The organism is Haloferax sulfurifontis ATCC BAA-897, from assembly GCF_000337835.1.
In the GTDB taxonomy this organism is placed as follows: Archaea; Halobacteriota; Halobacteria; order Halobacteriales; family Haloferacaceae; genus Haloferax; species Haloferax denitrificans.
Window position 1 is genome coordinate 235,271 of sequence record NZ_AOLM01000018.1, and the last position, 23,859, is coordinate 259,129.

At 64.2% G+C, this 23,859-nt stretch carries 23 protein-coding genes; 5 read left to right on the forward strand and 18 right to left on the reverse strand.

Annotated features, from left to right (window positions below):
* Positions 1-17: 17 nt before the first annotated feature.
* From ribB to C441_RS20520, 3 genes are all read right to left on the reverse strand, one after another.
* The gene (ribB, locus tag C441_RS10125) at positions 18-707 is read right to left on the reverse strand and encodes a 3,4-dihydroxy-2-butanone-4-phosphate synthase (protein WP_007274996.1); all 690 of its coding nucleotides are present in this window, start codon (positions 705-707) and stop codon (positions 18-20) included.
* A complete protein-coding gene (locus C441_RS10130) occupies positions 704-1,444 on the reverse strand; it encodes a DUF120 domain-containing protein (RefSeq protein ID WP_007274997.1) in 741 nt (246 codons plus the stop codon). Before C441_RS10130 ends, ribB begins: the two co-directional genes overlap by 4 nt.
* A gap of 431 nt (positions 1,445-1,875) precedes the next feature.
* On the reverse strand, positions 1,876-2,028 hold the full coding sequence (locus C441_RS20520; protein WP_198526076.1) for a DUF7563 family protein: 153 nt from the start codon (positions 2,026-2,028) through the stop codon (positions 1,876-1,878).
* Positions 2,029-2,239: 211 nt separating this feature from the next.
* Here C441_RS20520 and argS point away from each other — a divergent pair, with 211 nt between their 5' ends.
* A complete protein-coding gene (argS, locus tag C441_RS10135; protein WP_007274998.1) occupies positions 2,240-4,003 on the forward strand; it encodes an arginine--tRNA ligase in 1,764 nt (587 codons plus the stop codon).
* Between the two features lie 45 nt (positions 4,004-4,048).
* On the opposite strand, the gene C441_RS19910 is transcribed toward argS, so the two are convergent.
* The gene (locus tag C441_RS19910) at positions 4,049-4,186 is read right to left on the reverse strand and encodes a hypothetical protein (protein ID WP_004969033.1); all 138 of its coding nucleotides are present in this window, start codon (positions 4,184-4,186) and stop codon (positions 4,049-4,051) included.
* Positions 4,187-4,225: 39 nt separating this feature from the next.
* Positions 4,226-6,001 (reverse strand): MinD/ParA family ATP-binding protein, encoded by a 1,776-nt coding sequence (gene minD, locus C441_RS10140; protein ID WP_007274999.1) that lies wholly within the window; start codon positions 5,999-6,001, stop codon positions 4,226-4,228.
* 1,225 nt (positions 6,002-7,226) lie between these two features.
* Between minD and C441_RS10145 the strand changes: the two genes are divergently transcribed.
* Together C441_RS10145 and C441_RS19525 are read left to right on the forward strand one after the other, a co-directional pair.
* The gene (locus tag C441_RS10145; RefSeq protein ID WP_007275000.1) at positions 7,227-8,036 is read left to right on the forward strand and encodes a hypothetical protein; all 810 of its coding nucleotides are present in this window, start codon (positions 7,227-7,229) and stop codon (positions 8,034-8,036) included.
* Between the two features lie 105 nt (positions 8,037-8,141).
* The gene (locus C441_RS19525) at positions 8,142-8,663 is read left to right on the forward strand and encodes a hypothetical protein (protein ID WP_152420722.1); all 522 of its coding nucleotides are present in this window, start codon (positions 8,142-8,144) and stop codon (positions 8,661-8,663) included.
* Between the two features lie 129 nt (positions 8,664-8,792).
* On the opposite strand, the gene C441_RS10155 is transcribed toward C441_RS19525, so the two are convergent.
* Both C441_RS10155 and C441_RS10160 read right to left on the reverse strand, forming a co-directional pair.
* Positions 8,793-9,761: a tyrosine-type recombinase/integrase gene (locus tag C441_RS10155; protein WP_007275002.1), complete on the reverse strand. Its 969-nt coding sequence runs from the start codon at positions 9,759-9,761 to the stop codon at positions 8,793-8,795.
* Positions 9,761-10,273 carry a hypothetical protein gene (locus tag C441_RS10160; protein WP_007275003.1) on the reverse strand — a complete coding sequence of 171 codons (513 nt, stop codon included), beginning with the start codon at positions 10,271-10,273 and terminating at the stop codon, positions 9,761-9,763. Before C441_RS10160 ends, C441_RS10155 begins: the two co-directional genes overlap by 1 nt.
* A 9-nt stretch (positions 10,274-10,282) precedes the next feature.
* On the opposite strand from C441_RS10160, the gene prf1 reads away from it, so the two are divergent.
* The gene (gene prf1 / locus C441_RS10165; protein ID WP_049920532.1) at positions 10,283-11,536 is read left to right on the forward strand and encodes a peptide chain release factor aRF-1; all 1,254 of its coding nucleotides are present in this window, start codon (positions 10,283-10,285) and stop codon (positions 11,534-11,536) included.
* Positions 11,537-11,593: 57 nt separating this feature from the next.
* On the opposite strand, the gene C441_RS10170 is transcribed toward prf1, so the two are convergent.
* From C441_RS10170 to ahaH, 11 genes are all read right to left on the reverse strand, one after another.
* Positions 11,594-11,977 (reverse strand): DUF6276 family protein, encoded by a 384-nt coding sequence (locus C441_RS10170; RefSeq protein WP_007275005.1) that lies wholly within the window; start codon positions 11,975-11,977, stop codon positions 11,594-11,596.
* A gap of 88 nt (positions 11,978-12,065) precedes the next feature.
* On the reverse strand, positions 12,066-12,761 hold the full coding sequence (locus C441_RS10175) for a V-type ATP synthase subunit D (RefSeq protein ID WP_007275006.1): 696 nt from the start codon (positions 12,759-12,761) through the stop codon (positions 12,066-12,068).
* Between the two features lie 134 nt (positions 12,762-12,895).
* Positions 12,896-14,875, reverse strand: a complete 1,980-nt coding sequence (locus C441_RS10180) for a bacterio-opsin activator domain-containing protein (protein WP_049920533.1) — start codon at positions 14,873-14,875, stop codon at positions 12,896-12,898.
* A 129-nt stretch (positions 14,876-15,004) separates the two neighbouring features.
* Complete coding sequence (locus tag C441_RS10185) at positions 15,005-16,411, reverse strand: ATP synthase subunit B (RefSeq protein WP_007275009.1); 1,407 nt, start codon at positions 16,409-16,411, stop codon at positions 15,005-15,007.
* A 4-nt stretch (positions 16,412-16,415) separates the two neighbouring features.
* Positions 16,416-18,176 carry an ATP synthase subunit A gene (locus C441_RS10190; protein WP_007275010.1) on the reverse strand — a complete coding sequence of 587 codons (1,761 nt, stop codon included), beginning with the start codon at positions 18,174-18,176 and terminating at the stop codon, positions 16,416-16,418.
* Between the two features lie 6 nt (positions 18,177-18,182).
* On the reverse strand, positions 18,183-18,503 hold the full coding sequence (locus C441_RS10195) for a V-type ATP synthase subunit F (RefSeq protein WP_004044608.1): 321 nt from the start codon (positions 18,501-18,503) through the stop codon (positions 18,183-18,185).
* Complete coding sequence (locus C441_RS10200; protein ID WP_004969025.1) at positions 18,500-19,546, reverse strand: V-type ATP synthase subunit C; 1,047 nt, start codon at positions 19,544-19,546, stop codon at positions 18,500-18,502. The genes C441_RS10195 and C441_RS10200 overlap by 4 nt, the downstream gene beginning before the upstream one ends.
* On the reverse strand, positions 19,543-20,127 hold the full coding sequence (locus tag C441_RS10205; protein WP_004969024.1) for a V-type ATP synthase subunit E: 585 nt from the start codon (positions 20,125-20,127) through the stop codon (positions 19,543-19,545). The genes C441_RS10200 and C441_RS10205 overlap by 4 nt, the downstream gene beginning before the upstream one ends.
* Positions 20,128-20,148: 21 nt before the next feature.
* On the reverse strand, positions 20,149-20,406 hold the full coding sequence (locus C441_RS10210; RefSeq protein WP_007275011.1) for a F0F1 ATP synthase subunit C: 258 nt from the start codon (positions 20,404-20,406) through the stop codon (positions 20,149-20,151).
* A gap of 173 nt (positions 20,407-20,579) precedes the next feature.
* Positions 20,580-22,769 carry a V-type ATP synthase subunit I gene (locus tag C441_RS10215; RefSeq protein ID WP_049920534.1) on the reverse strand — a complete coding sequence of 730 codons (2,190 nt, stop codon included), beginning with the start codon at positions 22,767-22,769 and terminating at the stop codon, positions 20,580-20,582.
* A complete protein-coding gene (gene ahaH / locus C441_RS10220; RefSeq protein ID WP_004969021.1) occupies positions 22,756-23,088 on the reverse strand; it encodes an ATP synthase archaeal subunit H in 333 nt (110 codons plus the stop codon). Before ahaH ends, C441_RS10215 begins: the two co-directional genes overlap by 14 nt.
* A 155-nt stretch (positions 23,089-23,243) precedes the next feature.
* Here ahaH and C441_RS10225 point away from each other — a divergent pair.
* The coding region (locus C441_RS10225) for a methyltransferase domain-containing protein (RefSeq protein ID WP_007275013.1) at positions 23,244-23,859 on the forward strand (616 nt) is incomplete at its 3' end.

Below are 23,859 nucleotides of genomic sequence, written 5' to 3' on the forward strand. Positions count from 1 at the left end.
GCGACCCCTTCGGTCGCTCAGACGAGTTCGTCGATGAGGCCGTCGCCGTCGACGAAGGCGAAGCCGTGTCGGTCGGCGTAGTCGCGGGCGGCGTCCTTCGGGAGCGCCGCGCCGGTCTCGTCGTCCAGCATCTCGCAGACGACGACCGCGGGCGGGATGCCCGCCTCGTCGGCCAAGGCGAGGCCGAGTTCGGTGTGGCCCTGCCGGTCCGAAAGCAGGTTCGGCGCGCCGCGGAGCAGGTGGACGTGGCCGGGCGCGCGGAACTCGCCGCCGAAGTCGTCGGCGTCGTACTCGCCGGTACGGGCGGCCTCGGCGACGGGCGCGAGCCGCGAGATGGTCATCGCGCGGTCGCGGTCGGTGATGCCCGTAAACGACTCGCGGTGGTTCACCGTGAAGGAAAACGACGACCGCGAGTCGTAGGCGAGGTCGTGGGAGGACGCCGCCGGGTGGTCGAGCACGTCGTCGATGAACGGGAGGCCGAGGGACTCTGACACGTCGTTCGGGAGGGCGACGCAGACGAGGCCGCCGGCGTCGTTGCGCATCCGGGCCACGTCGGCGGGGCCGACCGCCCCCGCGGGGTAGACGAGGTCCGTCTCGCCCTCGCGGTCGTCGAAGTCGTGGACGAGCACCGGCTCGCCGGCGCGGAAGGCGTCGAGGACGCGCGAGACGGCGTCGAAGTCGCCGGTCGACTCGGCGGTTCGGCTCATTCGTACGCCGCCTCCTCGACGCGGACCGTGACCGCGTCGCCGTCGTCGAGGTCGAGTTCGTCGCGGAGCTTGTCGGGCGCGATTATCTCCAGTTGCGACTCGTCGTGGTGGGTCCGCTCGGGGACGATGATGTGGACCGGCTCGTAGGAGTCGCCGCCGACCGCGACGGAGGCGGCGTAGCACGTCGCCGGGCCGAAGGTGCGCTCGTCGTCTTCCCAGCCGTCTATCGGGACCGCGTCGAGGGCGGTCATCCCGGCGCGGGCGCGGACCGCGTCGTCGCCGAGGCGGACGTTCAGCGTGCCGGGGAACGGCTCGTAGCCGAGTCGGTCTTTGAACTGCTTCATGTACCCCGAAAGCGAGATGTAGTGGCGGCCCTCGCCCATCCCCCCGGTGACCTCGCCGTCGAGGACGACCACGGAAGGCGTCTCGAAGATGCGCCGGTAGTCGGCGTACTCCTGTCTGAGCGCGGACTCACCCGCGTCGGTGATGGTTATCCACTGGCCGTCGGCGACGACCTCGCGGTCGACGAAGTCGGCCTCTTCGAGGCGTTGGAGGCGGCGCGAGGCCGTCTGGTTCGACACGTCGAGCCGATTCGCGACGCCGGAACAGGAGAGCTTGACCGGGCCGGAGCGCCCGCCGTCGAGCGCGACGAGCTTGAGCGTGGCCAACTCGTCGTACCCGACCGCCGCGGCGACTGCCGATTCTGACATACCCTCGGCTTCGAACGCGCGCCCCATAAGCGTATCGTAAGTGGAATGCGTTCCAAAAGTGAGGTGGTTGGCGAGAAGTGAGGTGGCGAGGCGGGGCCCCACAGATACGCGATAGTTCCAATCGCGGACGGGTAAGTCCGTCGGTCAGTCTACCGCGGCGAGAAGGGGTCGTTCCGGGGGGAAACGCGGTCGTACCGCGCGATTCCACGAGCGGGCGTCAGCCGCTGAAATCGACGGGGTGCGGCTCATGGCCGAGGTGGCGGTCCGCGGTCGGGGGGCGATAGACCGGGACCGAATCGGGGCGCGTCGGGCCGAGTTGGGGGCAAAGTGGGACGGGCCGGAAGCGCGTGGGACGGTGAGGGACGGCAGGGGGGCGCTGTGGGGGGAGTGACGGCGTGACGCCGTGCGTGCGATTCCGCGCGTCCGAATCCGTCGGGGTCGACGACCGAACGGCGACCTCAGAGAGACGACGCTCGCCGCTCGGTGCTGACCTGTGAGATACCCGCGTTCGCCGAGCAACTGGGACACGCGTAGACGTTGCCGTCCTCGTCGCCGAAGACGCGGACGAAGTTGTTCGACACGAACGCATCGCAGTGGTTGCATTGACTCATGGGTGGGTGGTGAGAGCGGCGGGTCGCCGCCCGTGGTTTGACAGTCGTCCGCGTACGATATACCACTATTACCTAACTGGTAAGGTATCGGTGCGGTTGGCGCTAACACCGCCCCCAGAACCGGGGGAAACGAACGTCCCTTCCCGTCGTGGTCCGCGGTCGCTCGGACGGTTCGGAAAGGCCTTTAGCCGCCTATCGAGAATCCGCGTACATGTTCAGACAGTTCCGTGAGGAGGTCGAGACGGCGCTCTCCGCGGCGCTTTCGTCGCTCGACCTGCCCACCGACGACCTCGGGGTCGAGGAGCCGCCGGAGGACGTACCCGCGACGCTCGCCTCCAGCGTCGCCTTCCGACTCGCCGGAGTCGTCGGCGCGCCGCCGCCGAAAATCGCCGCCGACATCGCCGAGGAGCTCTCCGTCGAGGGCTACGACTACCTCGCCGCGGTCGACACGCAGGGGCCGTACGTCAACTTCCACGTCTCGGACGCCTACTACGACGACACCCTCGAATCGGCCGCGACTGACGAGGCGTACGGCCGCCTGCCCGCGACCGGCGACAGCGTCGTCGTCGAGCACACGAGCGCGAACCCGACCGGTCCGGTCCACGTCGGCCGCACCCGCAACCCGGTCATCGGCGACGCCGTCGCCAACCTGCTCGACTTCGCCGGCAACGACGTCGAGCGCCACTACTACGTGAACGACGCCGGCCGCCAGATGGCCGTTTTCACGTGGGCCTACGAGACGTTCGACGAGGACGACCTCGAAAGCGAACCCGCCCGCGAGCGCGTCGAATACGACCTCGTTCGCTACTACCGCAAGGGCAACGCCTTCCTCGAAGCGGCCGACCCCGAGGAAGTCGAACAGGCCGAAGCCGAAATCACCGAGATCCTCCAGGGCATCGAGGAGGGCGACGAGGAGACCTACGCCCGCGTCGAGACCGTGGTCGACCAGGTGCTCGGCGGCATGCGCGAGTGCCTCGAACGCCTCCCCGCGGAGTTCGACGAGTTCGTCAAGGAGACGCGGTTCATGTTCGACGGGAGCACCCGCGACCTCGCGGAGCGCCTCAAGGAGACCGACCACGCCGTCTACGAGGAAGACGCGTGGCAACTCGAACTCGACGACTACGGCTTCGAGAAGAACCTCGTGTTCCTCCGCTCGGACGACACCTCGCTGTACACGACGCGCGACCTCGCCCACCACGAGTGGAAGTTCGACAACTACGACCGCGCCGTGACCGTCCTCGGCGAGGACCACAAGCTCCAGTCCGGCCAGCTCCGCGCCGCGCTCGACATCCTCGGCAACGACGTGGACAAACTGGAGAACGTCATCTACTCGTGGGTCAACCTCCCCGGCGGCGAGACGATGTCCACCCGCAAGGGGACGGGCGTCATGCTCGACGACCTCCTCGACGAGGCTATCGACCGCGCCCGCGACGAGGTCGAGACCCGACTCGAAGGCCGCACCCGCGACGACGACCTCGGCGAGGCCGACATCGACCGCATCGCCCGGCAGGTCGGCATCGGCGCGGTCCGCTACGACATCGTCTCCAAACAGCCCACGAAGACCATCACCTTCGAGTGGGACCAGGCGCTCAACTTCGAGGCCCAGTCCGCGCCGTACATCCAGTACGTCCACGCGCGCTGTTGCGGTATCGCCGACGAGGCGGCCGCCGCCGGTCTCGACGCGAGCGAGGCCGACCCCGCCGTGCTGACGACCGACGCCGAGCGCGACCTGCTGGCGACCATCGCGCGGTTCCCCGCGGTCGTCGAGACCGCGGCCGACGACCTCGAACCGCACACCGTGGCGACGTTCGCCCGCGAACTCGCCGAGGTGTTCAACACCTTCTACCGCGAGTGCCCCGTGCTCGACGCCGACGAGGAGATCGGCGCGGCCCGACTCGCGCTCGTCGAGGCCTCGCGGAACGCGGTGGCGAACGCGCTCTCCATCGTGGGCGTGGAAGCGCCCGAGTCGATGTGACCGCGGGCTAAGCGAGTTCTTCGGCGACGGCTTTTTTCGAGCGATTCAGAAGAAAAGCGGGAGCGCCGCGGTCCCGGAGATGAGCGACCCGCCGACCGAGAAGACGACGGCGGCACCACTGCCGAGCGCAAGGACGAGAAACAGCACTATCCACCAGAAGGGAACGGACTCAGATTCTGCCATAGAGGCCATTCCGCAGACGCGAGTAAAAGGCCTTCCCGTTTAGCCGAGGAAGCGTCTGAAAAAGCCCTTTTTCTTCTCGTCGCCGTCGTCGTCGAACGACTCGACCTCCTCGACGAGCGAGGTGGTGTAGACGCCCTCCTCGTCGCCGTCGTCGGCCTCGTCGGCCTCGTCGTCCGCGTCCGCTTCGGCGTCGGTCCCGGACGCGCTCGGCTCGGCCTCGGCGACGAGCGGTTCGGCCGCGTCGGGCGCGTCTACCTCCGGTTCCGCCGCCTCGGACGGCTCGTCAGAGCGGGCGGGTGCGTCGTCTCCCGAGTCGGGTTCGGCCGCCCCTTCCGCGAGCGGGTCCGCACCCGTCGAGCCGGCGTCGGCGTCGACATCCGGACCGGGAGTGGCGTCGATATCCGAGACGGGTTCGCCGTCGGCGTCGCCGACCGACTCCTCTTCGGCCGTCGAAGTCCCGCGAGTGACCGCTTCGAGGTCCGCCGCCAGCGGGTCGGTGTCGGGTTCGTCGTCGCCGACCGGCTCGGGGGCGGCGACCACCGAATCGTCGGTCGCGTCGGCGGCCAGCGGGTCGGCCGGCGCGTCCGTCGCGTCGTCCTGACCGGGGGCGACGGGGTCGGCGGGGTCGACTTCCTCGACCGCGCCGGAGTCGTCCACGCCTTCGGCGGGGGACGAGTCGGGTTCCGTGACGGACGCGTCCGAGTCCGCGACTGACCCTCCGGAGAACGGGACCGACGCCGCGAGCTCGTCGTCGGTCACGGACTCGTCGTCGGAGCCGGCGTCAGCTTCCACACGTTCCTCGGCTTCTGGTTCGGCTTCCGGTTCCGGTTCGGCTTCCGGCTCCGCCGTGACCCGGTCTTCGTCCGCGACCGCGGCGGCGACGTCGTCGGGGACGGCCTCGGGGGCCGACACCTGTGCAGGGGCGGGGTCCGGGTCCAAATCCGGGTCTGTCTCGGGAGCCGGAGCCGACGCCGACTCGCCCGCGGGGTCTGCGGGGTCGTCGTCGGCCTGCACGACCGAGACGTGTTCGTCCGTCTCCGGCTCGGCGGCGTCGCCGTCGGCCGCGTCCGTCTCCGACTCGGCGGCGTCCCCCGCGGCGTCCGGAATCGGGACCGGCTGGCCGGTGAGCGCCTCGGCGAGCGCGCGGTAGCCCGCGGCGGCGATGCTGTCGGGCGAGCGGGCGACGACCGGAATCTGCGTGTTGAGCGCCTCGCGGATGGCCGGGTCCTCCGGGACGACGGCGATGACCCCGGCGTCGAGGAGCGAGGCGACCACCTCGGCGTTCGGGTTCGACTGGTCGACCCGCGTGAGGACGACGCCGACGATGTCAGCACCGATGCGGTCGCCGAGCTGTCGGGTCTTTTCGGTGTCGCCGAGCGCCTCGCGCTCCGTCGTGGAGACCAAGACGACCTCGTCGGCGAGCTTCAGCGGGACGAAGGTGTCGTCGCTCAGCCCCGCGCCGGTGTCGATGATGACGATGTCGTGGGTGGCTTCGAGCGCCGAGACGACGGCGTCGAGTTCCCGCACGTTCGCCGTCGCGAACGCTTCGAGGGCGTTCGAACCGGGGACCACCGAGAGTCCCGCCGGTCCGTCGTAGACGGCCGCCTCGACCGCCGCCTCGCCTGTCAACACGTCGTGGAGCGTCGCCCCGTCGGGGTCGACGCCGAGCGCGCCGGCGAGATTCGGCATCCCGAGGTCACCGTCGACGACGACGACGTCGTGACCGGCCATCGCGAGCGTCGTCCCGAGGTTGGCCGTGGTCGTCGTCTTTCCAACCCCGCCTTTCGCGCTGGCAACTGCGTACACCCGGGCCATAATTCCAACGTCGAAGTCCACCCGTGACAGCCACATAAATGTTCTCCGACCGCGCCCGTCTCCGCAGTCGGGTCATACGGTCCCTCGTGCGGCGAGATACCGCGGCGCGTGCCCAGTCAAAGGTTACTTAGCCGCTGGAGGGACTAGGTGGAGTGATGAGTAGCGACGCCGAGGAGGCGAGCGAAGACCGCCGAAAGTACGAGTTCTTGTTCACTCAGTAATCTATAGTAATACCCATTGCCGAGATCTACTGACGAAAGATACTCATTACCGCCCTCTAATCATTTCCTAAATGTCGGCATCACTTCAATGGGATACTGGTTACTCCTTGATATTCCTCTCGGGTATCTTCATTTGGGTGGGCGTTCCTGTACTTAACTCCCAATTTGATACCTCCATTATGGTAGCACAACGGACCCTTCCCGTTCTTGGCACACTCCAAATGAACGTGATTCTTGGAGGTGGCTTGCTTGCTATCGGTTTATTCAGTTATTTGGGATTCCGGTATGGGTAATCTTGATTTAGAACAACCACAGACTCGGGAGGGGATTCCTGCGGCACCAAGGACGCCTCGTCATCACGTACAATCCCGGAAGTATTATTTTAAAAATCTATCACATATTTGCGTCCCTCACCCTCGCCTACCACCTATTGAAAATATGGGGTGAAAATAGTGGACGCAAATGCGATTTCTCCATATAGTCCTATATGGGATATAGTCCATGAACATACTCGAATTTAAGTAATTTATTTCCTTTATAAGTGCCGACGCACATTATGTATATATGAGGTTAACAAGAAATGAACAGAACTAAAGCAGTCCGGGTATCCCCGGAAGAACTTGAATCGTTGAAGAAGTACCGAGCAAACCACTATGACGACGGAATCCCTCTCGGGTTCGTAATCGGTCGACTCCTTGACGAGGTGGACGTCCGTGACTGAGTCGATGGGGAGTCTGCTTAAACGAGTTCGACGTACTTCCGAGGAGTTGGACGAAGACACTCCTCGAAACGAGGTCCTTCGGTACTTGGCAAATGCATATCTCGAATATCACGCAGAGCAACAGGAGGAGTTGAGCCAGAGGCGAGAGCGTGCAAATCAACTCGCTGGACGTGAAGTTCGAGAATCCAGCGAATCGAAGGATTACGACGTTCACCTCGGTGTCTCGCTTCAAGGCGAAGACAACCCATTTATCGGTTCCTCGAAGTAACGAGGTATTTGGTCGATGGTACGAGGTTCACAGACTGATGAGATACCTCTCTATCAAGACCGAGACGCTATCGAGATCGACGACAAGCGTTGGGACGAAATTGAGCTTTCGTTTAGTCGAGAATTGTCCGAGACTGCCCCTCACAAGCACTTAGGAGACAGTACGCCCAGATTCACCCAACCGCACGGCGAATACCTCTACGCTCGTCTCAAGGCCGTACAGACGTACTGCGAAGAGGAGTACGACAATCTCGCAACCGTCTGGTTGTCCCTCACGGCAAAGGAGAAGGTAGGCGGAAAATGGGTGCATCCGAGGAGACACGATGACGGCTTTCGTTCTAACTCCGTCAAGCAAGCCCTCTATCGAGTGAGGAAGCGTCTCGACGTGGAGGATTGGGCCGGAATGTGGCTAATGACACCTCGCAAAACCGGCTACTCGCACAAGCACTACGCCTTCTGGTTAGACGTTCCGGATTACGGGTGTCGAAAGTTGCAGGGAGCCTTTCATCCCGTGATTGATGCTCACGTTCGGAATCACCCTACCGCTACCTCTGACGGGAATCCCTACGACAAGGCGATTCAGGTACGGGAAGGTGAGGAGTGTCGCACCTTGCCGGGAGAAATAGCCCACAACCTGCCAGAAGTGGGACCGGCTACTGACGTGCGGAATCTGACGCAGGAATGGGCCTTCGCTCGAATCTGGTGCGCCTTCTACTGGTACGACGACAGGATCCGGCAGTACGAATTGGGGAAATTCGGGGATATAGCCGAAGAAGCAAAGCCGGAAGGTGAATGGAAATTCGGAGTCGGGCGGGTAGAGGAGTAATCAAAATCCTGTTACGATCCACCCGTATGTCATCAGTCGAGTCTGGGAAGTATGAATATCTAATTTCCCAACTGTTTAAGCGGAGGTGGTGAATTGGTTGGCATAATGGATAGACGTTCACTCCTCAAGCAAGTTGGGGTTGTCTCTTTCGTCGGTGGCTTGGCAGGCTGTACGGGTGGCAACGGTACTGCTGACGAAACGGAATCTTCGGAAACCTCGACGGAGGAAGCCAGTCCTACCGAAACCAGTACTTCGGAGGCCTCGGAAAAGTGGGGTGCTGAATCTTGTGACGGCGGGCGATATATCTTCAAGATTACTTCTGTCGAAGCAGATACTGAGGAAGACGTGCTGTATTTCTCCGTGAAGAATATGACGGCTCGACAAATCGAAGTCGAGTCCTACGCGGCAGACATTCGCTCAACGTATGACGGGGAGATACTGGAAGCCTCTCGATATAGTGATGTAGTCCTCGACGGTGGAGAGACGCAGTCATTCGTACTTGAGAAATTCACGGATGAGGATGGCTACAACCTCGGTACGGATTCGTGGGAAGTGGAAAGTATCTACGTGAATCCAAATGGGATCGACGTTGATGTGAGTGAGTATGACGATACGATGTGCTACTGATACCCGTGGCTAACTAACGAGATGATTCCCGTACTCACCCGAACTACTCGACATATGGTAATACGGGAGTATGGCACTTGAAACTGCCGAGAATAGCCTTATTAGGGGATTCACTTCCCATAAACTGGTTCAATCGGCAGATTCAGCAGGCCCTCGGTCGTGATAAGCCGCCCTCACCGAATCGGCGTCGTCGTGAAGGTACGTCGAAGTGGTGATTTCCGTGGATTCGTGTCCAAGGGCTTGCGAGAGTGTGTATACGTCCCAATCGTTCGAGATAGCCGCCATTGCAAAGGAATGCCGTAGGACGTGTGGCGTAACTGAGTGAAGTTCTACGCCCTCCGTGTTCGTCCCATATACCTCTTGGAACCCTGCGGCATCTGCGGCTTCACGTACAATCTCACCAACGGTATACTTCGTAATGTTCACCGAGTGTGACGTTGGAAAGAGGTATGGGGAATCCTCTGCGTGAAAGACGGCAGGCCGTCGCTCATTCTGCCAAACGTCGATCAATAAATCAAGAGAGGGTTGGTAGTATACGGTGCGATTCTTCCGCCCCTTGCCTCGAATCTTGATGCTCCTGTCGTCAGTATCTACGTCTTTCTCCCGAATTTCGCATAACTCAGAGACGCGCATCCCCGTCTGAAAGAGGAGCCGGATTATCAACTCGTCTCGCAACTTCTCGGCTTTCTTCGCCATAGCGTCCACCTGCTCCGGCTTGAGGAAGTGCAAATCCTCTTTCGACTCCCGCGCCTTCTGCGTGTCTGTGTCCTTCGGCGTATAACTCGCCCTCTGCGGAGGAGTATCGCCAACCCAGCCCCTACCGTCAACTCTCCCTGCCTCAATCAGTTTGTTCAACTCCTCATAGGCGGCTACGAGTGCGGCAGACGCCTTCCCGACACTTGAGGCGTTGCTGTAAAACTCGTCCAACTCCGCAAGCCAATCCTCGACGTCGATGGCGTCGGCTTCCTCGAAGTCCTTCCCCTGCTCCTGAATCCAATCGCGGAACTTCTTGATTTTCGAGAGGTACTGAGTCGCCGTCGAATCAGACTTGTTCCGTTCAACTCGGGAAAGCACCTGCTGAAAGTCGTCGTCGTTCATCACTTCCCTCGCTTGAACCAGTACGTTTCCCCGTCAGGCCCTCCCGAGACACTCGCCACTTGTCCCGTCTCTTCCGCGAGATCGTCGAGAGTGTCTTGAACGGCTGGTTCGTCTGCCCCAAGTTTTTGCGCCAACTCCTCGCAGGTGATTGCCCAATCCGCATACTTCGAGGAGCGACGTTCTTCGGGAAGGAATGAGAACACAGCCTTCCGCAAGTCGTAACTGGCTTCCGCTTCCCCGACTCTCTCAAGCGCGTTCATCCGCTCCTCTAAGTCGTTTATCCCTGTCTGGAGTTGCCTCAAGACCGTCAGTATCTCACCGGAAGCGGCGGCGTCGTCGCCGTCGTCGGAACGTGTCTGAGGCTCCGAGAATTTCCCCTGTAACTTGAGTTCGACGGATTGGCGGATTAGGTGGCTGATAGAATCTGCTTCAGGATTCTCCTCGACGTATCTTTCCCATTCCTCCGCCATTGACTCCGGTACCTTAACTGTCTTCGTCACCGATTTGCCCATAAGACTGCTATGAGTTCCGACGATAAAAGTAATACGATGGAAGACTCAGACAGGAGGAAGTACGAGTTCAAGAAGGTCATCGAGGACCTGCGAGAGTACGAAGGGTCGGGAACTCAGCTCGTCACCATCTACATCCCCGAAGACAAGCAGATTTCCGACGTGGTCGAACACGTCATCACGGAGCACAGCGAAGCGTCTAACATCAAATCGAAGCAGACGCGAACGAACGTCCAAGACGCCCTGACGAGCATCAAGGACCGGCTCCGGTACTACGGGAACTTCCCGCCGGACAACGGCATCGTGATGTTCTCCGGCGCGGTCGACGCCGGCGGCGGCCAGACGACGATGGTCACCAAGGTACTCGAAAGCCCGCCGGAGCCGATTCAGTCGTTCCGGTACCACTGCGACTCGAACTTCCTCACCGGGCCGCTCGAGGACATGCTCATGGACAAGGGCCTGTTCGGCCTCATCGTCCTCGACCGCCGCGAGGCCAACGTCGGCTGGCTCAAGGGCAAGCGCGTCGAGCCGGTCAAGAGCGCCTCGTCGCTCGTCCCCGGCAAACAGCGCAAAGGTGGTCAGTCCGCCCAGCGTTTCGCCCGCCTCCGCCTCGAAGCCATCGACAACTTCTATCAGGAGGTCGCCGGCATGGCCAACGACCTGTTCGTCCCCAAGCGACACGAGATGGACGGCATCCTCGTGGGCGGTCCCTCGCCGACGAAAGACGAGTTCCTCGACGGCGACTACCTCCACCACGAACTGCAGGACCTCGTCGTCGGGAAGTTCGACGTGGCCTACACCGACGAGTCCGGCCTCTACGACCTCGTCGACGCCGGTCAGGACGCGCTGGCCGACCAAGAGGTCATCAAGGACAAAAAGCAGATGGAGGAGTTCTTCGAGAAGCTCCACCGCGGCAACGAGTCCACCTACGGGTTCGAGGCGACCCGGAAGAACCTCGTGATGGGGTCGGTCGACCGCCTCCTCATCTCCGAGGACCTCCGAAAGGACATCGCCATCTACGACTGCGACGGCCAAGAGGAGTACGAAATCGTCGACCACCGTCGCGACACGCCCACCCACGAGTGCGAAGGCGGCTCGGAGGCCGAACTGAAAGAACGCGAGGACGTCATCGAGTGGCTCATGGACCTCGCGGACCAGCGCGGCACCGAGACGAAGTTCATCAGCACCGACTTCGAGAAAGGCGAACAGCTCTACGACGCGTTCGGCGGCATCGCCGGCATCCTCCGGTACTCCACCGGCGTCTAAGCGACCTCCTCCTCGGCGTCTTCACGCCACGGTTTCGACAGCACAGAGCGGCGGCGCTCAGAGGAACGCGTCCAACTGGCTCTGCCGGCGGGCGACGTCGAAGTGGGGGTCTGTCGCCGCCCGCTGGAGCCGGTCGAGGGTGAGATGCACGTCGGTACCGGACCGCTCGGCGAACTCCACGCAGTCGACGATGCCGGCGCGGTTGAGCGCCAGCGAGTCGAGCATACCGACGAGGAGCGCGACCGCCGCGCCCGTGTCGCCCTCGGGAAACGCGCCCGCGAGCGGCCGCGAATCACCCTCCGTCACCGGCTCGTCGGTCGGGTGGAGCCCGAGACAGTCGGCGCACAGTCCGACGGTCAACGCCGCCTCGGGCGCGTGGGCTTCGAGCGGTTCGGGCACCGCGAAGACGGCGAGCTCGCCGTCGCAGTCGGGACAGGACATGGGAGTCCCTACGCGCCGGTGCGATGAAAAGCGGTCGGAGACCCGACCGAGAGAAAACGGAATCGAGAGAGAAACCGGGCGAGTCCGGTCAGTCGGCCGTCGCCGCTTCCGCTTCCGCTTCGGCCGCCGCCTTCTCCGCGGCGCGTTCTTCCTTTTCTTCTTCTTCCTTCTTCGCCTTGATCTTCTTCAGGCGGAAAATCTCCTCGCGCTCCTGTTCTTCGAGCTTCTGCTCGATGTACTCCTGGTTCTCGTACAGCTCCGGGAGCAGTTTGAACTCGAGCGCGTTGACGCGGCGCTTCGTCGTCTCGATCTCTTCGAGCATCTTCTTCATCGCCGTCTCGACCTCCGCGGCGAGGATGATGGATTCGAGGAGCTCCTCGTAGGCGTCCGCGGCCTCGTCGATGCGGGCCGAGGAGCCGAGCAGGCCGTAACCGCGCTGGTCGAGGCTCTTTTTCACGCGCGAGGACTCGATCTGCGGGACGACGACGCCCATGATGTTCTTCGACTGCGTCGTGATTTCCGGGTACTCCTTCAGCGCGGCGGCCGCGCCGCGGACCGCCACGTCTCCCTCCATGGCGCGGGCCATGTTGATTTTGTTCTGCGCGCGCACGTAGTCCTGATTGAGGTTGGCCCGCACGTCCTGGGCCTGGTCGAGGATGTCCATGAACTCCATGATGAGCCCGTCACGCTTCTGTTCGAGCGTGTCGTGGCCCCGCTCGGAGAGTTCGATGCGATCTTCGATCGCCATCAAGTTCTTGCGGGTCGGCTTGACGTCTTCGGCCATCGTTGCCGGGGGTTGTTCGCCTGGGGTGTTAATCTTTTACTGTCTGGCCGGCCGGACCGCCCGAAATCGGTCGGAACGCTCGGTCCGCTGATAGCACCGGGTGGTCGAGCCACCTCCCGACGGTCGGCGCGGCGCTACCGCGTCCCCTCCTCGAAAAAGCCGGCGACGAGCTTTCGCTGGGCCGCGCGGAGGTGCTGGTGAAACGTCGCCCGCGAGACGTCCATCGCCGCCGCGAGCTCGTCGCCGGTCACGGCGTGGGGCCACTCGAAGAAGCCGCCGAGATGCGCGAGCTGGAGCGCGGTCTGCTGTCTGTCGGTGAGCGCCGCGTTCACCTCGGCGGTGAACCCCCGCCCCGTCCGCGGCGGGGCCGACCGCTCTCTGACCGCCCGGAGTTCGACCCCGGCGGCCGCCGCCGAGAGGTCGTCGAGTAGCGCCCGCCCCGCACCGCGGTCCGGGACGACCGCGGTGAACCGACAGCCGTCGCGGTCGGCTTCGAGGCCGCGAAGCCGCCCGCCCGCGTCGGCAACGAGGTGCGTCAGCGACCCCGCGTCGAAGACGACCTCGTAGAGCCCGACGCCGTCGCCGCGGGGGAGCCGAGTCACGTCGGCCACGCCGGTCGATTTCAACTCATCGTCTGCGAGTCCGTCTGTCGGTGGGTCCGTCGAGACGAACAGGCTGAGCGTCCCGTCGTCGTGAGAAATCGCGCCCTCGTAGTCGAGCGCGCACGCCCCCGCGACGGCGAGTCGGACCAGCGGTTGCGTCTCGTCGCGCACCTCGATTTCGAGTTCGAGTCGCTCGTCGGACAGCAACGACCGCCGGCTCTCGAAGGCGTCGATGGCCGCGCCGACGGCCCGCCCGAGCGTCCCGAACACCACCCGTACTTCGTCGTCGAGTTCCGCGGCGTCGGTGTAGACGGTCAACACGCCGTAGAGCGTCTCTCGGTGGACCAACGGAACCGCGATGACCGAGTCGAACGGGACGACCGGCTCGGCGTCGGCGCCCCCCTCGCCGACCGCCGCCGACTGGACGGTCCGCGTCTCGGCGGCGCGAGCGGTTGGGTCGTCGGGGTCCGACCGGTCGATTTCGAGGTCGTCGAGGAATCCCGCGTCGGCTCCGGCCCACTCGTTCGGGACGATGACCGCCGGCGAGAGGTCGCAGTGACCGACCCACGCGCAGTCGAACGAGCCGGTGGCGGTGACCCGGTCGCAGACGGCGGCTTCGAGCTCCCGTCTGCTCTCGGCGCGGACGAGTGCGCTCGTCACGTCACCCAACAGCCCCTCGATGTGCTCGACGAGCGTCTGGAGGCGCGCGCGCTCCTCGTCGACTCCGGCGGCGTACCGCTCGGCGGCCGCCTCGGCGCGCACGCGCTCCGTGATATCGGTCTGGAAGCCGACGTAGTGAGTCACCTCGCCGTCCGGCCCGCTCAGCGGCGCGACGTCGACCCGGTTCCAGAACGTCTCGCCGTTCGCGCGGTAGTTCAGCAGTTCGACCGACGCCGACTCCTCGGCCTCGATGGCGCGGCGGAGTTCGGCGACGCGCGCGGGGTCGGTGTTCGGTCCCTGAAGATATCGGCAGTTCCGCCCCAGCGCCGCGTCGGCCGAGTAGCCGGTCATCGTCTCGAACGCCTCGTTGACGTAGACGAGCGGTCGGTCGGGCAACGAGCAGTCGGCGACGGTGATACCCACGGGGGCCTCGTCTATCGCCTGTTCCTTCAGGTCCTCCGTTATCTTTCTCGCGGCCGCCGCGCCGCGGCGACGCCACGCGACGGCGCTCTCGATGCGCTCGGGGAGTCGCTCGAAGAGGTTCGAACCGACGACCGGGACCACGTCGGCCGCGCCGGCGTCGCGGGCGGCCGCCGCCGAGAGGTCGCCGTCGGGCGGGACGACGACGACGAGCGGGACCGCGATTGCACCGTGGACCGCCTCGATGTCCGCGAGGTGGTCGGTCGCGAGCACGACGCAGTCGACCCGTTCGGCCTCGGCGCGTCGAACCACGGCCGCGGCGGACTCGGCGACCGACACCGAAAGCGACGAGAGTACGTCCACGAGTCGCTCCCGGTCGACGGCGGGACCGACGACCGCGAGAACACGGGCGGGAGACGAAGTGGCGTCCATGCCGAGACGTAGACGGCGAGACGTAAGGAAGTTCTCGCGGGCGACGCGCGGCCGCGCGGCTCGGAGGATTCGGAGTGCGAATAGAAGAGGAGAATCGAACCGAGGGACGAACGCGGCGTTCGCCGCGGTCTAGGCTTCCGCTTCGACCGACTCGGCGTCTTCGCGGTAGTAGTCCTCGATGAGCTCTTCGTCGATGCGGTTGAGCTCGGACTTCGGGAGCGTCGACAGGAGGTCCCAGCCGATGTCGAGGGTGTCCTCGATGGACCGGTCCGTGTCGAAGCCCTGATTGACGAACTCGGCTTCGAAGCGCTCGGCGAAGTCGAGGTACTTGTTGTCGCGCTCCGACAGCGCCTCGCGGCCGACGATGTTCACGAGGTCGCGCAGGTCTTCACCCTCCGCGTACGCCGCGTACATCTGGTCGGACACGTCGGCGTGGTCCTCGCGGGTGAGCCCCTCGCCGATACCGTCGTCCATGAGACGCGACAGGGACGGAAGCGGGTTGATCGGCGGGCGGATGCCCTGCGAGTTGAGGTCGCGGTCGATGTATATCTGGCCTTCCGTGATGTAGCCGGTCAGGTCAGGAATCGGGTGCGTGTCGTCGTCACCCGGCATCGTGAGGATGGGAATCTGCGTGACGGACCCGTCGCGACCTTGGATGCGACCTGCGCGCTCGTAGAGCTGTGCGAGGTCGGTGTACATGTAACCCGGGTAGCCACGGCGACCGGGGACCTCTTCGCGAGCCGCACCGATCTCGCGGAGCGCCTCGCAGTAGTTGGTCATGTCGGTCAGGATGACGAGGACGTGGTAGTCCTTGTCGAACGCGAGGTACTCGGCGGTCGTCAGCGCGAGACGCGGCGTGACCGTCCGCTCGACTGCGGGGTCGTCCGCGAGGTTCGTGAAGACGACGGAGCGCTCGAGTGCGCCCGTGCGCTCGAAGTCCTCCATGAACTCGTTCGCCTCTTCCTGCGTGATACCCATCGCGCCGAAGACGACTGCGAACTCGGACTCCTCGCCGCTTTCTTCGTCCTCGGGCACCGTCGCCTGACGGGCGATCTGGAGCGCGAGGTTGTTGTGGGGAAGCCCCGACGCGGAGAAGATTGGGAGCTTCTGGCCGCGGACGAGGGTGTTCATGCCGTCGATGGCGGAGACGCCGGTCTGGATGAACTCCTCGGGGTACTCGCGGGAGTAGGGGTTGATTGCCGCGCCGACGATGTCCCGACGCTCGTCGGGAACGATTTCGGGGCCGCCGTCGATTGGCTGGCCGGACCCGTCGAGCACGCGCCCGAGGAGGTCCTCGGTCACGGGCATCTTGAGGGTCTCGCCGAGGAACCTGACGGACGCGTTCCTGTCGATACCGCTCGTGCCTTCGAACACCTGAATCGCGACGAGGCCCTCGGAGGATTCGAGAACCTGTCCGCGCTTGGTTTCGCCTTGGGGCGTCTCGATTTCGACGATTTCGTCGTAACCGATCGGCTCGTCGACCTCGGCGAACACCAGCGGGCCGCTGATTTCGGTGATGGTCTGGTATTCCTTCATGGTCTCAGTACAGCTCGCGGAGCTGCTCGGTGATCTCTGCTTTGAGGTCCTCGATGTACGCCTCCCAGTCTTCCTGCACACCGATGCGGTTCAGCCGGGGAGCCGCCTCGATGGCCTGAATCTCTTCGACGGGGACGCCGGCTTCGAGCGCCTTGAACGCCTCGTCGTTGAACGCGTGGATGGCGGTGAGGATACCGTACGTCTTCTCGGGGGAGCAGTACGTGTCCGTCGGGTGGAACGCGTTCTGCTGGAGGTACGCCTCACGGAGGTAGCGAGCGATTTCGAGGGTCAACTGCTGGTCCTCCGGCAGGGCGTCCTTACCGACGAGCTGAACGATTTCCTGCAGTTCGTTCTCCTCGTCGAGCACGTCGACGGCCCACTGGCGCTCTTCGGCCCAGTCGTCCTCGACGTTCTCGACGAACCACGGGTCGAGCTGCTCTTGGTAGAGCGAGTACGACTCGTTCCAGTTAATCGCCGGGAAGTGACGGCGCTCTGCGAGGTCCGCGTCGAGCGCCCAGAACGTCTTGACGATACGCAGGGTGTTCTGCGTGACCGGCTCGGAGAAGTCGCCGCCCGGCGGCGAAACCGCGCCGATGACGGAGACGGAGCCTTCCTCGCCGTTGACGGTCGTGAAGTAGCCGGCGCGCTCGTAGAACTCGGAGAGACGCGCGGCGAGGTACGCGGGGTACCCCTCTTCGCCGGGCATCTCTTCGAGACGCGACGAAATCTCGCGCATGGCCTCGGCCCACCGGGAGGTGGAGTCGGCCATGAGCGCAACGTCGTATCCCATGTCGCGGTAGTACTCCGCGATGGTGATGCCGGTGTAGATACAGGACTCGCGGGCCGCCACGGGCATATTGGACGTGTTCGCGATGAGGCACGTCCGGGCCATGAGCGGGTTGCCCGTCTTCGGGTCGTCGAGTTCCGGGAAGTCCTCGATGACCTCGGTCATCTCGTTACCGCGCTCGCCACAGCCGACGTAGACGACGATGTCCGCGTCGGCCCACTTGGCGAGCTGGTGTTGCGTGACGGTCTTTCCGGAGCCGAACGGTCCCGGAATCGCGGCCGTACCGCCCTTCGCGATGGGGAACAGCCCGTCGAGGATGCGCTGTCCCGACACGAGCGGTTCGCGCGGGGTCTTCTTCTCGGCGGCGGGGCGAGCCTGACGCACCGGCCACTCCTGGTGCATCGTGATCTCCTCGCCGTTGTCGAGTTCGGCGACCGTCTCGGTGACGGAGAACTCGCCGTCCTCGATGGCGACGACCTCGCCGCCCTCGAAGTCCGGCGGGACCATGACCTTGTGTTCGATGGTCACGGTCTCGGGGACCGTGCCCACGACGTCGCCGGAGGCGACCTCGTCGCCAACGGAGACGGTGGGTTCGAACTCCCACTTCTTTTCGAGGTCGATACCCGGCGCGTCGACACCGCGGTCGAGGAACGCCGAGTTCATCTTCTCCTCCAGCACGTCCAGGGGGCGCTGAACGCCGTCGTAGATGGCGTCCATCATCCCGGGACCGAGGTCGACGGTCAGCGGTTCGCCCGTACTCTCGACGGGTTCGCTGGGGCCGACGCCGGAGGTCTCTTCGTACACCTGAATAGTCGTGAGGTCGCCCTCGATTTCGATGACCTCGCCCATCAGCCCTTCGTCGCCGACGTAGACGACGTCGTTCATGCGGGCGTCGAGGCCACGGGCGGTCACGACCGGACCACTCACGCTTGCGATGACACCGTCCTCGCGAACGGAATCTTGTGTTGCCTGACTCATGTTTGGTTATTCGTCCATCAGATCGATACCGATTGCTCTCTTGATCTGGTCACGGAGGCCGCTCGCGCCGCCGGAACCGCCGAGCGTCACGAGCGTCGGCTCGATGCTTCGCTCGACCGACTGCCGCGCGTTGCGCGAGAGGTGGTCGAGGTCGTCTTCGTGCATCACGATGATGCCGACGTCCTCGTCCTCCAGCGTCCGCGTCACGGCCTCGTCGAGTTCGTCGTCCTTCGCTTCGTCCGGGACGTTCTCGAACTTGCGGACGCCCGCAAGCCGGAATCCCGTGGTGAAGTCCGGACTGCCGATAACTGCGATTTCCTGGCTCATAGGATGACCAGCTCCGCTTCTATTGCATCGGGGTCCAGCCCGGCTTCGCGGCCGCGGGCGATGGCCCGGATGTTGTCGACCTCGCGCTCCTTGGCGAGGATGTACGAGACGATTGGCGTGACAGAAAGCGGGAACACGTAACCGAGCGTGTCCGCGTACTCCAAGAGCGCCGCGTCGAGGGCGCGCTCGAAGCCGATGAGGCTGTCGGCCTCTTCGAGGTCCGAAAGGGCCGTCGAGAGGCGGTCGCCGTACCGGCTGTCACGAATCTTCGACACCAGTTCGTCCGGACTGGCCGCCAGCGACGCGAGCTCCGACGCTCGGAACAGCGTACCGCCCTCGATGAAGTAGTCGACGGGGTCGAGGTCGGCACCGCTTCGGGCGATGCGGAGCGCGTTGCGGGCGTTTCGGAAGTCGATTTCGGCTTCGAGGAACTCGCGGTACTGCTTTGCCTCTTCGCCGACGACCAGGCCGTCGAGCAACTGCTCGTAGAAGGCGCGGTCGACCGCGTTCTCCAGCGGGACGAGGACGCCGACGTCCTCGAACTCCTCGTAGGCGGCCGCGAGGCCGTCTCCGAAGATGGTACCGGAGAGGAGGTCGACGACCTCCTCCATCTCGCCCGCGTCGAGAAGCCGCGAGATGAGGCGGTCGTCGAACTCGCCGGCGCGGATGAGGTCGGATTCGACCTCATCGCGTGGCGCGCCGGAGTAGACGCCGCGGATAATCGTCTTCACGTTCCACGCGTCGAACTTGCGAAGGTACCGCGCGATGAGGTCGTAGAGGCGGCCGTCTGCCCAGTCGAGGATATCGTTGAACTGCTTCGCCAGATTCCGGTTCAGCGCGTACTCGATGAGGTCGACGCCGGAAAAACGGCTCCCGAGCGCGTTGACCTCGGTCTCGTACTCCGATTCCTCCATGAACCGAGCGATTTCGGCCGGTCCCATGCGGACCAGTTTGCGGTACTCCTCGTCGCCGAACAGGGCACTACGTCGCGCTCGAACACGAGCGATGACGTATTCGGGATTCGAGCCGCCTGTAGTGCTCATTGGTCGTCGAACAGTCGCGCACTCACTTCCTTCAGGTTGTCCTCCCAGACTGTGTCGAGGACCGAGTCGAAGGTGTTGTTCACCCGGACGCGCGAGTTCGAGCCCTCGACCACGACGCCACCGAGGCAGTCGCGCTCGCCGGCGAACTCGTAGCCGTCGTAGTCTTCGAGGATGCTCGAAAGCAACTCCTCGTCGTCGGCGCGGCCGTGGACGAAGACCTCGTCTTCGTCTTCGAACTCGACCGACGCCGCGTCGAGAAGCGAGCGGGTCAGCTCCTCGCGGCGGTCGCCTTCCAGCTCGGCGAGTTCGTGTTCGACCTGCTCGCGGACGCGCTGGAGCACGTCACGACGGGCGCTGAGTCGAGCCTGCTTGGCTTCGAGCTTCGCGCTGGAGAGCGCCTGTTCGCGCTCCCGTTCGAGCTGTTGCTCGACGTCCGCCTTCCGCGATTCGAGGAGCTCTTCGGCGTCGGCCTCGGCCTCGGCGACGATGTCGTCTGCCTGTTCCTGGCCGTCCTGCCTGATGTCCTCTGCGCGTGCGCGGGCTTCGTCTCGGATGTCCTCAACGACGTTGTCCAAACTCATAATGGGAAAGAGAGGGGGTGCTTAGGCCGCGAAGACAACGACCAGTGCGAGGATAACGAGGGTCTCGGGGAGAACCGTAAGGACCAGCCCGTTGACGAAGAGGTCCTCGTCTTCCGCGATGGCACCCATCGCGGCGGAACCGATGCCACGCTCCGCGTAGCCTGCGGCGAAGGCGGCGATACCGACGGAGAGGGCCGCCGCGGCGTCGGCGGTGATAGCGGGCGAGGAAGCGGCTTCACTCTGCAGTGCAGTCATGAGGGGTTCGATTGCTTCAATCATTGTGTGTTCCTGAGTACCGGATTGTCGTCTCCGAACGTCTGCATGTGGCGTCAGCCGTATCATAAAGGTTCCCAAAACGTCTGGAGCGGTCTGTCTACGACGGCGGAATCGTCGTCATTGCAAAAGCAGTCGCTCCGAGCGGACAATAGTCAAAAAAGAATCGGCGACGAGCGTTAGTCTTCGGTCGTGAACTCGCGGTCGTAGCCGAACGGGTTGTACGCGCGGCCGCCTCCCTCGAAGAACTTGTTGAAGAACTCGACGTACTCGAGACGCACGGCCTGCAGGCCGGCGCTCGTGACGCCGAGCGCGAGGACGACCAAGTGACCGACGACGAGGACGAGCAGTCCGCCCACGACGCCCGCGGCACCCGAGTGGAAGATGCCGCCGAACAGGACGTCGGTCACCTCGTGGCCGTGGTACATGTCACCGACGTGGTACATGTGGCCGAGGCCGAAGTGCCACTCCGCCTCGCTCCCTTCGCCCGTGACGAACACGCCGAAGACGAGCAGGTTGACGGCGAACGCCATCGACGCCTTCGCGATGAGGACCGCGCCGAGACGCGTGTACGACAGGACGTTCGAAAGCGGGGCGGCGAACTCGACGAGTTCGGCCAGTTCGCCCATCCCGAGGAGCACCGCGCCGAGGATGTACAGCCCGAAGCCACCCCAGCCGACGATGAACGAGAAGCCGGAGAAACCGAGCGGGATGAGCCCGTCAGCCGCGAACGTGGTGAACAGGAACTCCGGCGGCACGCCACCGAGCGCGTCGCTGAAGATCCAGATCCACAGCCCGTTCAGCATGAGGATCCACGAACCGCTTTCGAGGACCGCGTCCTTCGGACCGTGGAGCTGGTAGTTCTCGAAGAAGTCGAAAACGTAGCCCACGTTGACGTGGATGATACCGACGGCGACGCTCACGGTGAGCCAACCGAGGGCCCACTCAGCGGTGGCCGGCGACAGTCCCTTCTCGATGGGCGGGTGCGACAGCCCGAGCAAGCCTTCCCAGAAGTACTGGGTGATGAGGTGGAAGCCGAATATCTCGCCGTAGAGGATGCCGAACAACGTCGTGAACAGCCCCGCGGCGATGGTGACGCCACCCATGCTCTTGAGCGCGCCGTCGTCGAACTTCGAGTAGAGGAAGAAGCCGATGGCGGTGTAGATGACACCGTACCCGAAGTCACCGATCATGAACCCGAAGAACGTCGGGAACGTCAGGAACAGGATGATGGTCGGGTCGAACTCGTAGTAGCTCGGGCGGTTGACCGCCTGCACGAGGAGTTCGAACGGCTTGACCGCGCCGCTGTTCTTCTGGACGACCGGCGGGTCGTCGTTGGCTATCGAGACCGTGCCGCCGTCGGTGGCGGCGACCGTACCGCCGCTCTCGGCGACGTCCTCGCGCGCGTGGTCGTGCCCGTCACGCGAGAACTCGGCGCGTTCGAGCTCTTCGACGGCGACGTGCTCGCCGACCTCGTCTTTGAGCGTTCCCGCAAACGTGTTGTAGCGCTCGCTGGGAATCCAGCCCTCGGCGACGAAGGCGTTCTCCGTCGTCGCGAACGAAAGCGGCGCTTCCGTCTTCTGGACGTCGATTGCGAGGCGCTCTTCGGCGGCGAGGAGGAACTCGCCCTCCTCGACGGCGATGTCGTGGAGCTCGGACTCGACGGTCTCGAGCTTCGACTCGACTTCGCGTTTCTGCTGTTCGAGGTCGCGGATGTGCTCTTCGGGGCTTCCCGAGGCGTCCGGGACTTCGAGCGTGGCGAACTCGACGCCGACGAGCGCGTCGGCGAGCGCCATCTCGTCGGCGCCATCGACCGGGCGGCCGAAGACGGCGTGCGTGCGCTCGCCCGAGAAGATCTCGTAGGCGCTGATGTCGTCGGCGTCGACGACGGCGCGCTCGACGGGGTCGACCTTCCCCTGTCCGACGACGACCTGCAGGGTCTCGTACCCCGAAAGCAGGTCGAGGTCGAGTCCGAGGTCGACGAACGGCTCCATCGCGTCGATTTCTTCGTCCACCGCGCGAAGCTCGTTTTCGAGCTCGGCGCGGCGGTCGTCCAGTTCGTTGACCTCGGCTTGGATCTCTTCGAGGGGCTCGCCGAGCGCGTCGTCGGGGACGATGCGCTGTCGGCCGGAGTCGGTGTCTTCGACCCCGAGGATGCTCTTGAGCGAGCGGACGGTGACGAGCTTATCGGAGGCGCTCTCGGCGCCTTCGATGGGCGACCCCGTCTCGAATCCGAACTCCTCCTGCCACGAGCCGTCGTATTCGGTGACGTGCAGCAGTCGGAGGTCGTGGACGGCCTCGATGACCTCGGGCATGACGCCCCTGGAACCGGTCACCGAGACCTTGCTCATCTGCTCAGGTCTGAGCATCCACCGCCTCCTCGAATTTGCCGATGGCGAACTCGACCGCGTCGTCGATGTGGTCTTCCGCCTCGGCAACCAGTTCGTCGCGGGCGTCCTCGCCTTCTTCGAGGATGCGTTCCCGCTCCGTCTCTATCTCCGTGCGTCCCTCCTGTAGACGCTCGGATTCGAGCTCTGCGGCCTCTTCTTCGGCCTCGGAGCGAATCTCATCGGCTTCCTCACGCGCCTCCGCGACGAGCTCCTCACGTTCGGCCTCGGCCTCTTCAACGATGTCGTCGGCCTCCTGCTCGGCCGTTTTGATTCGTTCGAGAACCTCTTGTCTCGGCATACTCGTATCACAGGAACGTTGCACAAGCGCTGTATAAGGTGTTTGCGGAAAGTCTGTGACAGTCGCTCGGAAAACGCGGCGGTTTACCCCCCTCGAACGCCGACCGGCGCGGCGAATCCGCACCGTTATCATCGGCGAGTTCTAATCCCGGCGCGATGGGAGTCCTCGAAAACAAAGCGCGGGCCCGCCTGTTCTACAAGTACCTCTCGAAGGTGTACGACCGGGTGAACCCGTTCATCTGGAACGAGGAGATGCGCGACGAGGCGCTGGAGATGCTCGACATCCAGCAGGGCGACCGCGTCCTCGACGTGGGCTGTGGCACCGGCTTCGGAACCGAGGGACTGCTCCACTACACCGACGACGTCCACGGCCTCGACCAGAGCATCCACCAGATGCAGAAGGCGTGGGAGAAGTTCGGCAAGAACGACGAGGTCCGGTTCTACCGCGGGGACGCCGAGCGGCTCCCCTTCGCGGACGACGCCTTCGACGTCATCTGGTCGTCCGGCTCCATCGAGTACTGGCCGAACCCGGTCACCGCGCTCGAAGAGTTCCGCCGCGTGGTGAAACCGGGGAACAAGGTGCTCGTCGTCGGCCCCGACGACCCGAAGTCCGGCGTCTTCCAGAAGCTGGCGGACGCCATCATGCTGTTCTACGACGAGGAGGAGGCCGACCGGATGTTCGAGGCCGCCGGCTTCGTCGACATCGAACACCACATCCTCCAGCGCCAACCCGGTAGTCCGCGGGCCATCGTGACTATCGCGCGCGCGCCGG

Bases quoted from the DNA above. Each gene is read 5' to 3' on its own strand.
- ribB (WP_007274996.1), bottom strand. From the start codon at position 707: ATGAGCCGAACCGCCGAGTCGACCGGCGACTTCGACGCCGTCTCGCGC.
- C441_RS10130 (WP_007274997.1), bottom strand. From the start codon at position 1,444: ATGGGGCGCGCGTTCGAAGCCGAGGGTATGTCAGAATCGGCAGTCGCC.
- C441_RS20520 (WP_198526076.1), bottom strand. From the start codon at position 2,028: ATGAGTCAATGCAACCACTGCGATGCGTTCGTGTCGAACAACTTCGTC.
- argS (WP_007274998.1), top strand. From the start codon at position 2,240: ATGTTCAGACAGTTCCGTGAGGAGGTCGAGACGGCGCTCTCCGCGGCG.
- C441_RS19910 (WP_004969033.1), bottom strand. From the start codon at position 4,186: ATGGCAGAATCTGAGTCCGTTCCCTTCTGGTGGATAGTGCTGTTTCTC.
- minD (WP_007274999.1), bottom strand. From the start codon at position 6,001: ATGGCCCGGGTGTACGCAGTTGCCAGCGCGAAAGGCGGGGTTGGAAAG.
- C441_RS10145 (WP_007275000.1), top strand. From the start codon at position 7,227: ATGGTACGAGGTTCACAGACTGATGAGATACCTCTCTATCAAGACCGA.
- C441_RS19525 (WP_152420722.1), top strand. From the start codon at position 8,142: ATGGATAGACGTTCACTCCTCAAGCAAGTTGGGGTTGTCTCTTTCGTC.
- C441_RS10155 (WP_007275002.1), bottom strand. From the start codon at position 9,761: ATGAACGACGACGACTTTCAGCAGGTGCTTTCCCGAGTTGAACGGAAC.
- C441_RS10160 (WP_007275003.1), bottom strand. From the start codon at position 10,273: ATGGGCAAATCGGTGACGAAGACAGTTAAGGTACCGGAGTCAATGGCG.
- prf1 (WP_049920532.1), top strand. From the start codon at position 10,283: ATGAGTTCCGACGATAAAAGTAATACGATGGAAGACTCAGACAGGAGG.
- C441_RS10170 (WP_007275005.1), bottom strand. From the start codon at position 11,977: ATGTCCTGTCCCGACTGCGACGGCGAGCTCGCCGTCTTCGCGGTGCCC.
- C441_RS10175 (WP_007275006.1), bottom strand. From the start codon at position 12,761: ATGGCCGAAGACGTCAAGCCGACCCGCAAGAACTTGATGGCGATCGAA.
- C441_RS10180 (WP_049920533.1), bottom strand. From the start codon at position 14,875: ATGGACGCCACTTCGTCTCCCGCCCGTGTTCTCGCGGTCGTCGGTCCC.
- C441_RS10185 (WP_007275009.1), bottom strand. From the start codon at position 16,411: ATGAAGGAATACCAGACCATCACCGAAATCAGCGGCCCGCTGGTGTTC.
- C441_RS10190 (WP_007275010.1), bottom strand. From the start codon at position 18,176: ATGAGTCAGGCAACACAAGATTCCGTTCGCGAGGACGGTGTCATCGCA.
- C441_RS10195 (WP_004044608.1), bottom strand. From the start codon at position 18,503: ATGAGCCAGGAAATCGCAGTTATCGGCAGTCCGGACTTCACCACGGGA.
- C441_RS10200 (WP_004969025.1), bottom strand. From the start codon at position 19,546: ATGAGCACTACAGGCGGCTCGAATCCCGAATACGTCATCGCTCGTGTT.
- C441_RS10205 (WP_004969024.1), bottom strand. From the start codon at position 20,127: ATGAGTTTGGACAACGTCGTTGAGGACATCCGAGACGAAGCCCGCGCA.
- C441_RS10210 (WP_007275011.1), bottom strand. From the start codon at position 20,406: ATGATTGAAGCAATCGAACCCCTCATGACTGCACTGCAGAGTGAAGCC.
- C441_RS10215 (WP_049920534.1), bottom strand. From the start codon at position 22,769: ATGCTCAGACCTGAGCAGATGAGCAAGGTCTCGGTGACCGGTTCCAGG.
- ahaH (WP_004969021.1), bottom strand. From the start codon at position 23,088: ATGCCGAGACAAGAGGTTCTCGAACGAATCAAAACGGCCGAGCAGGAG.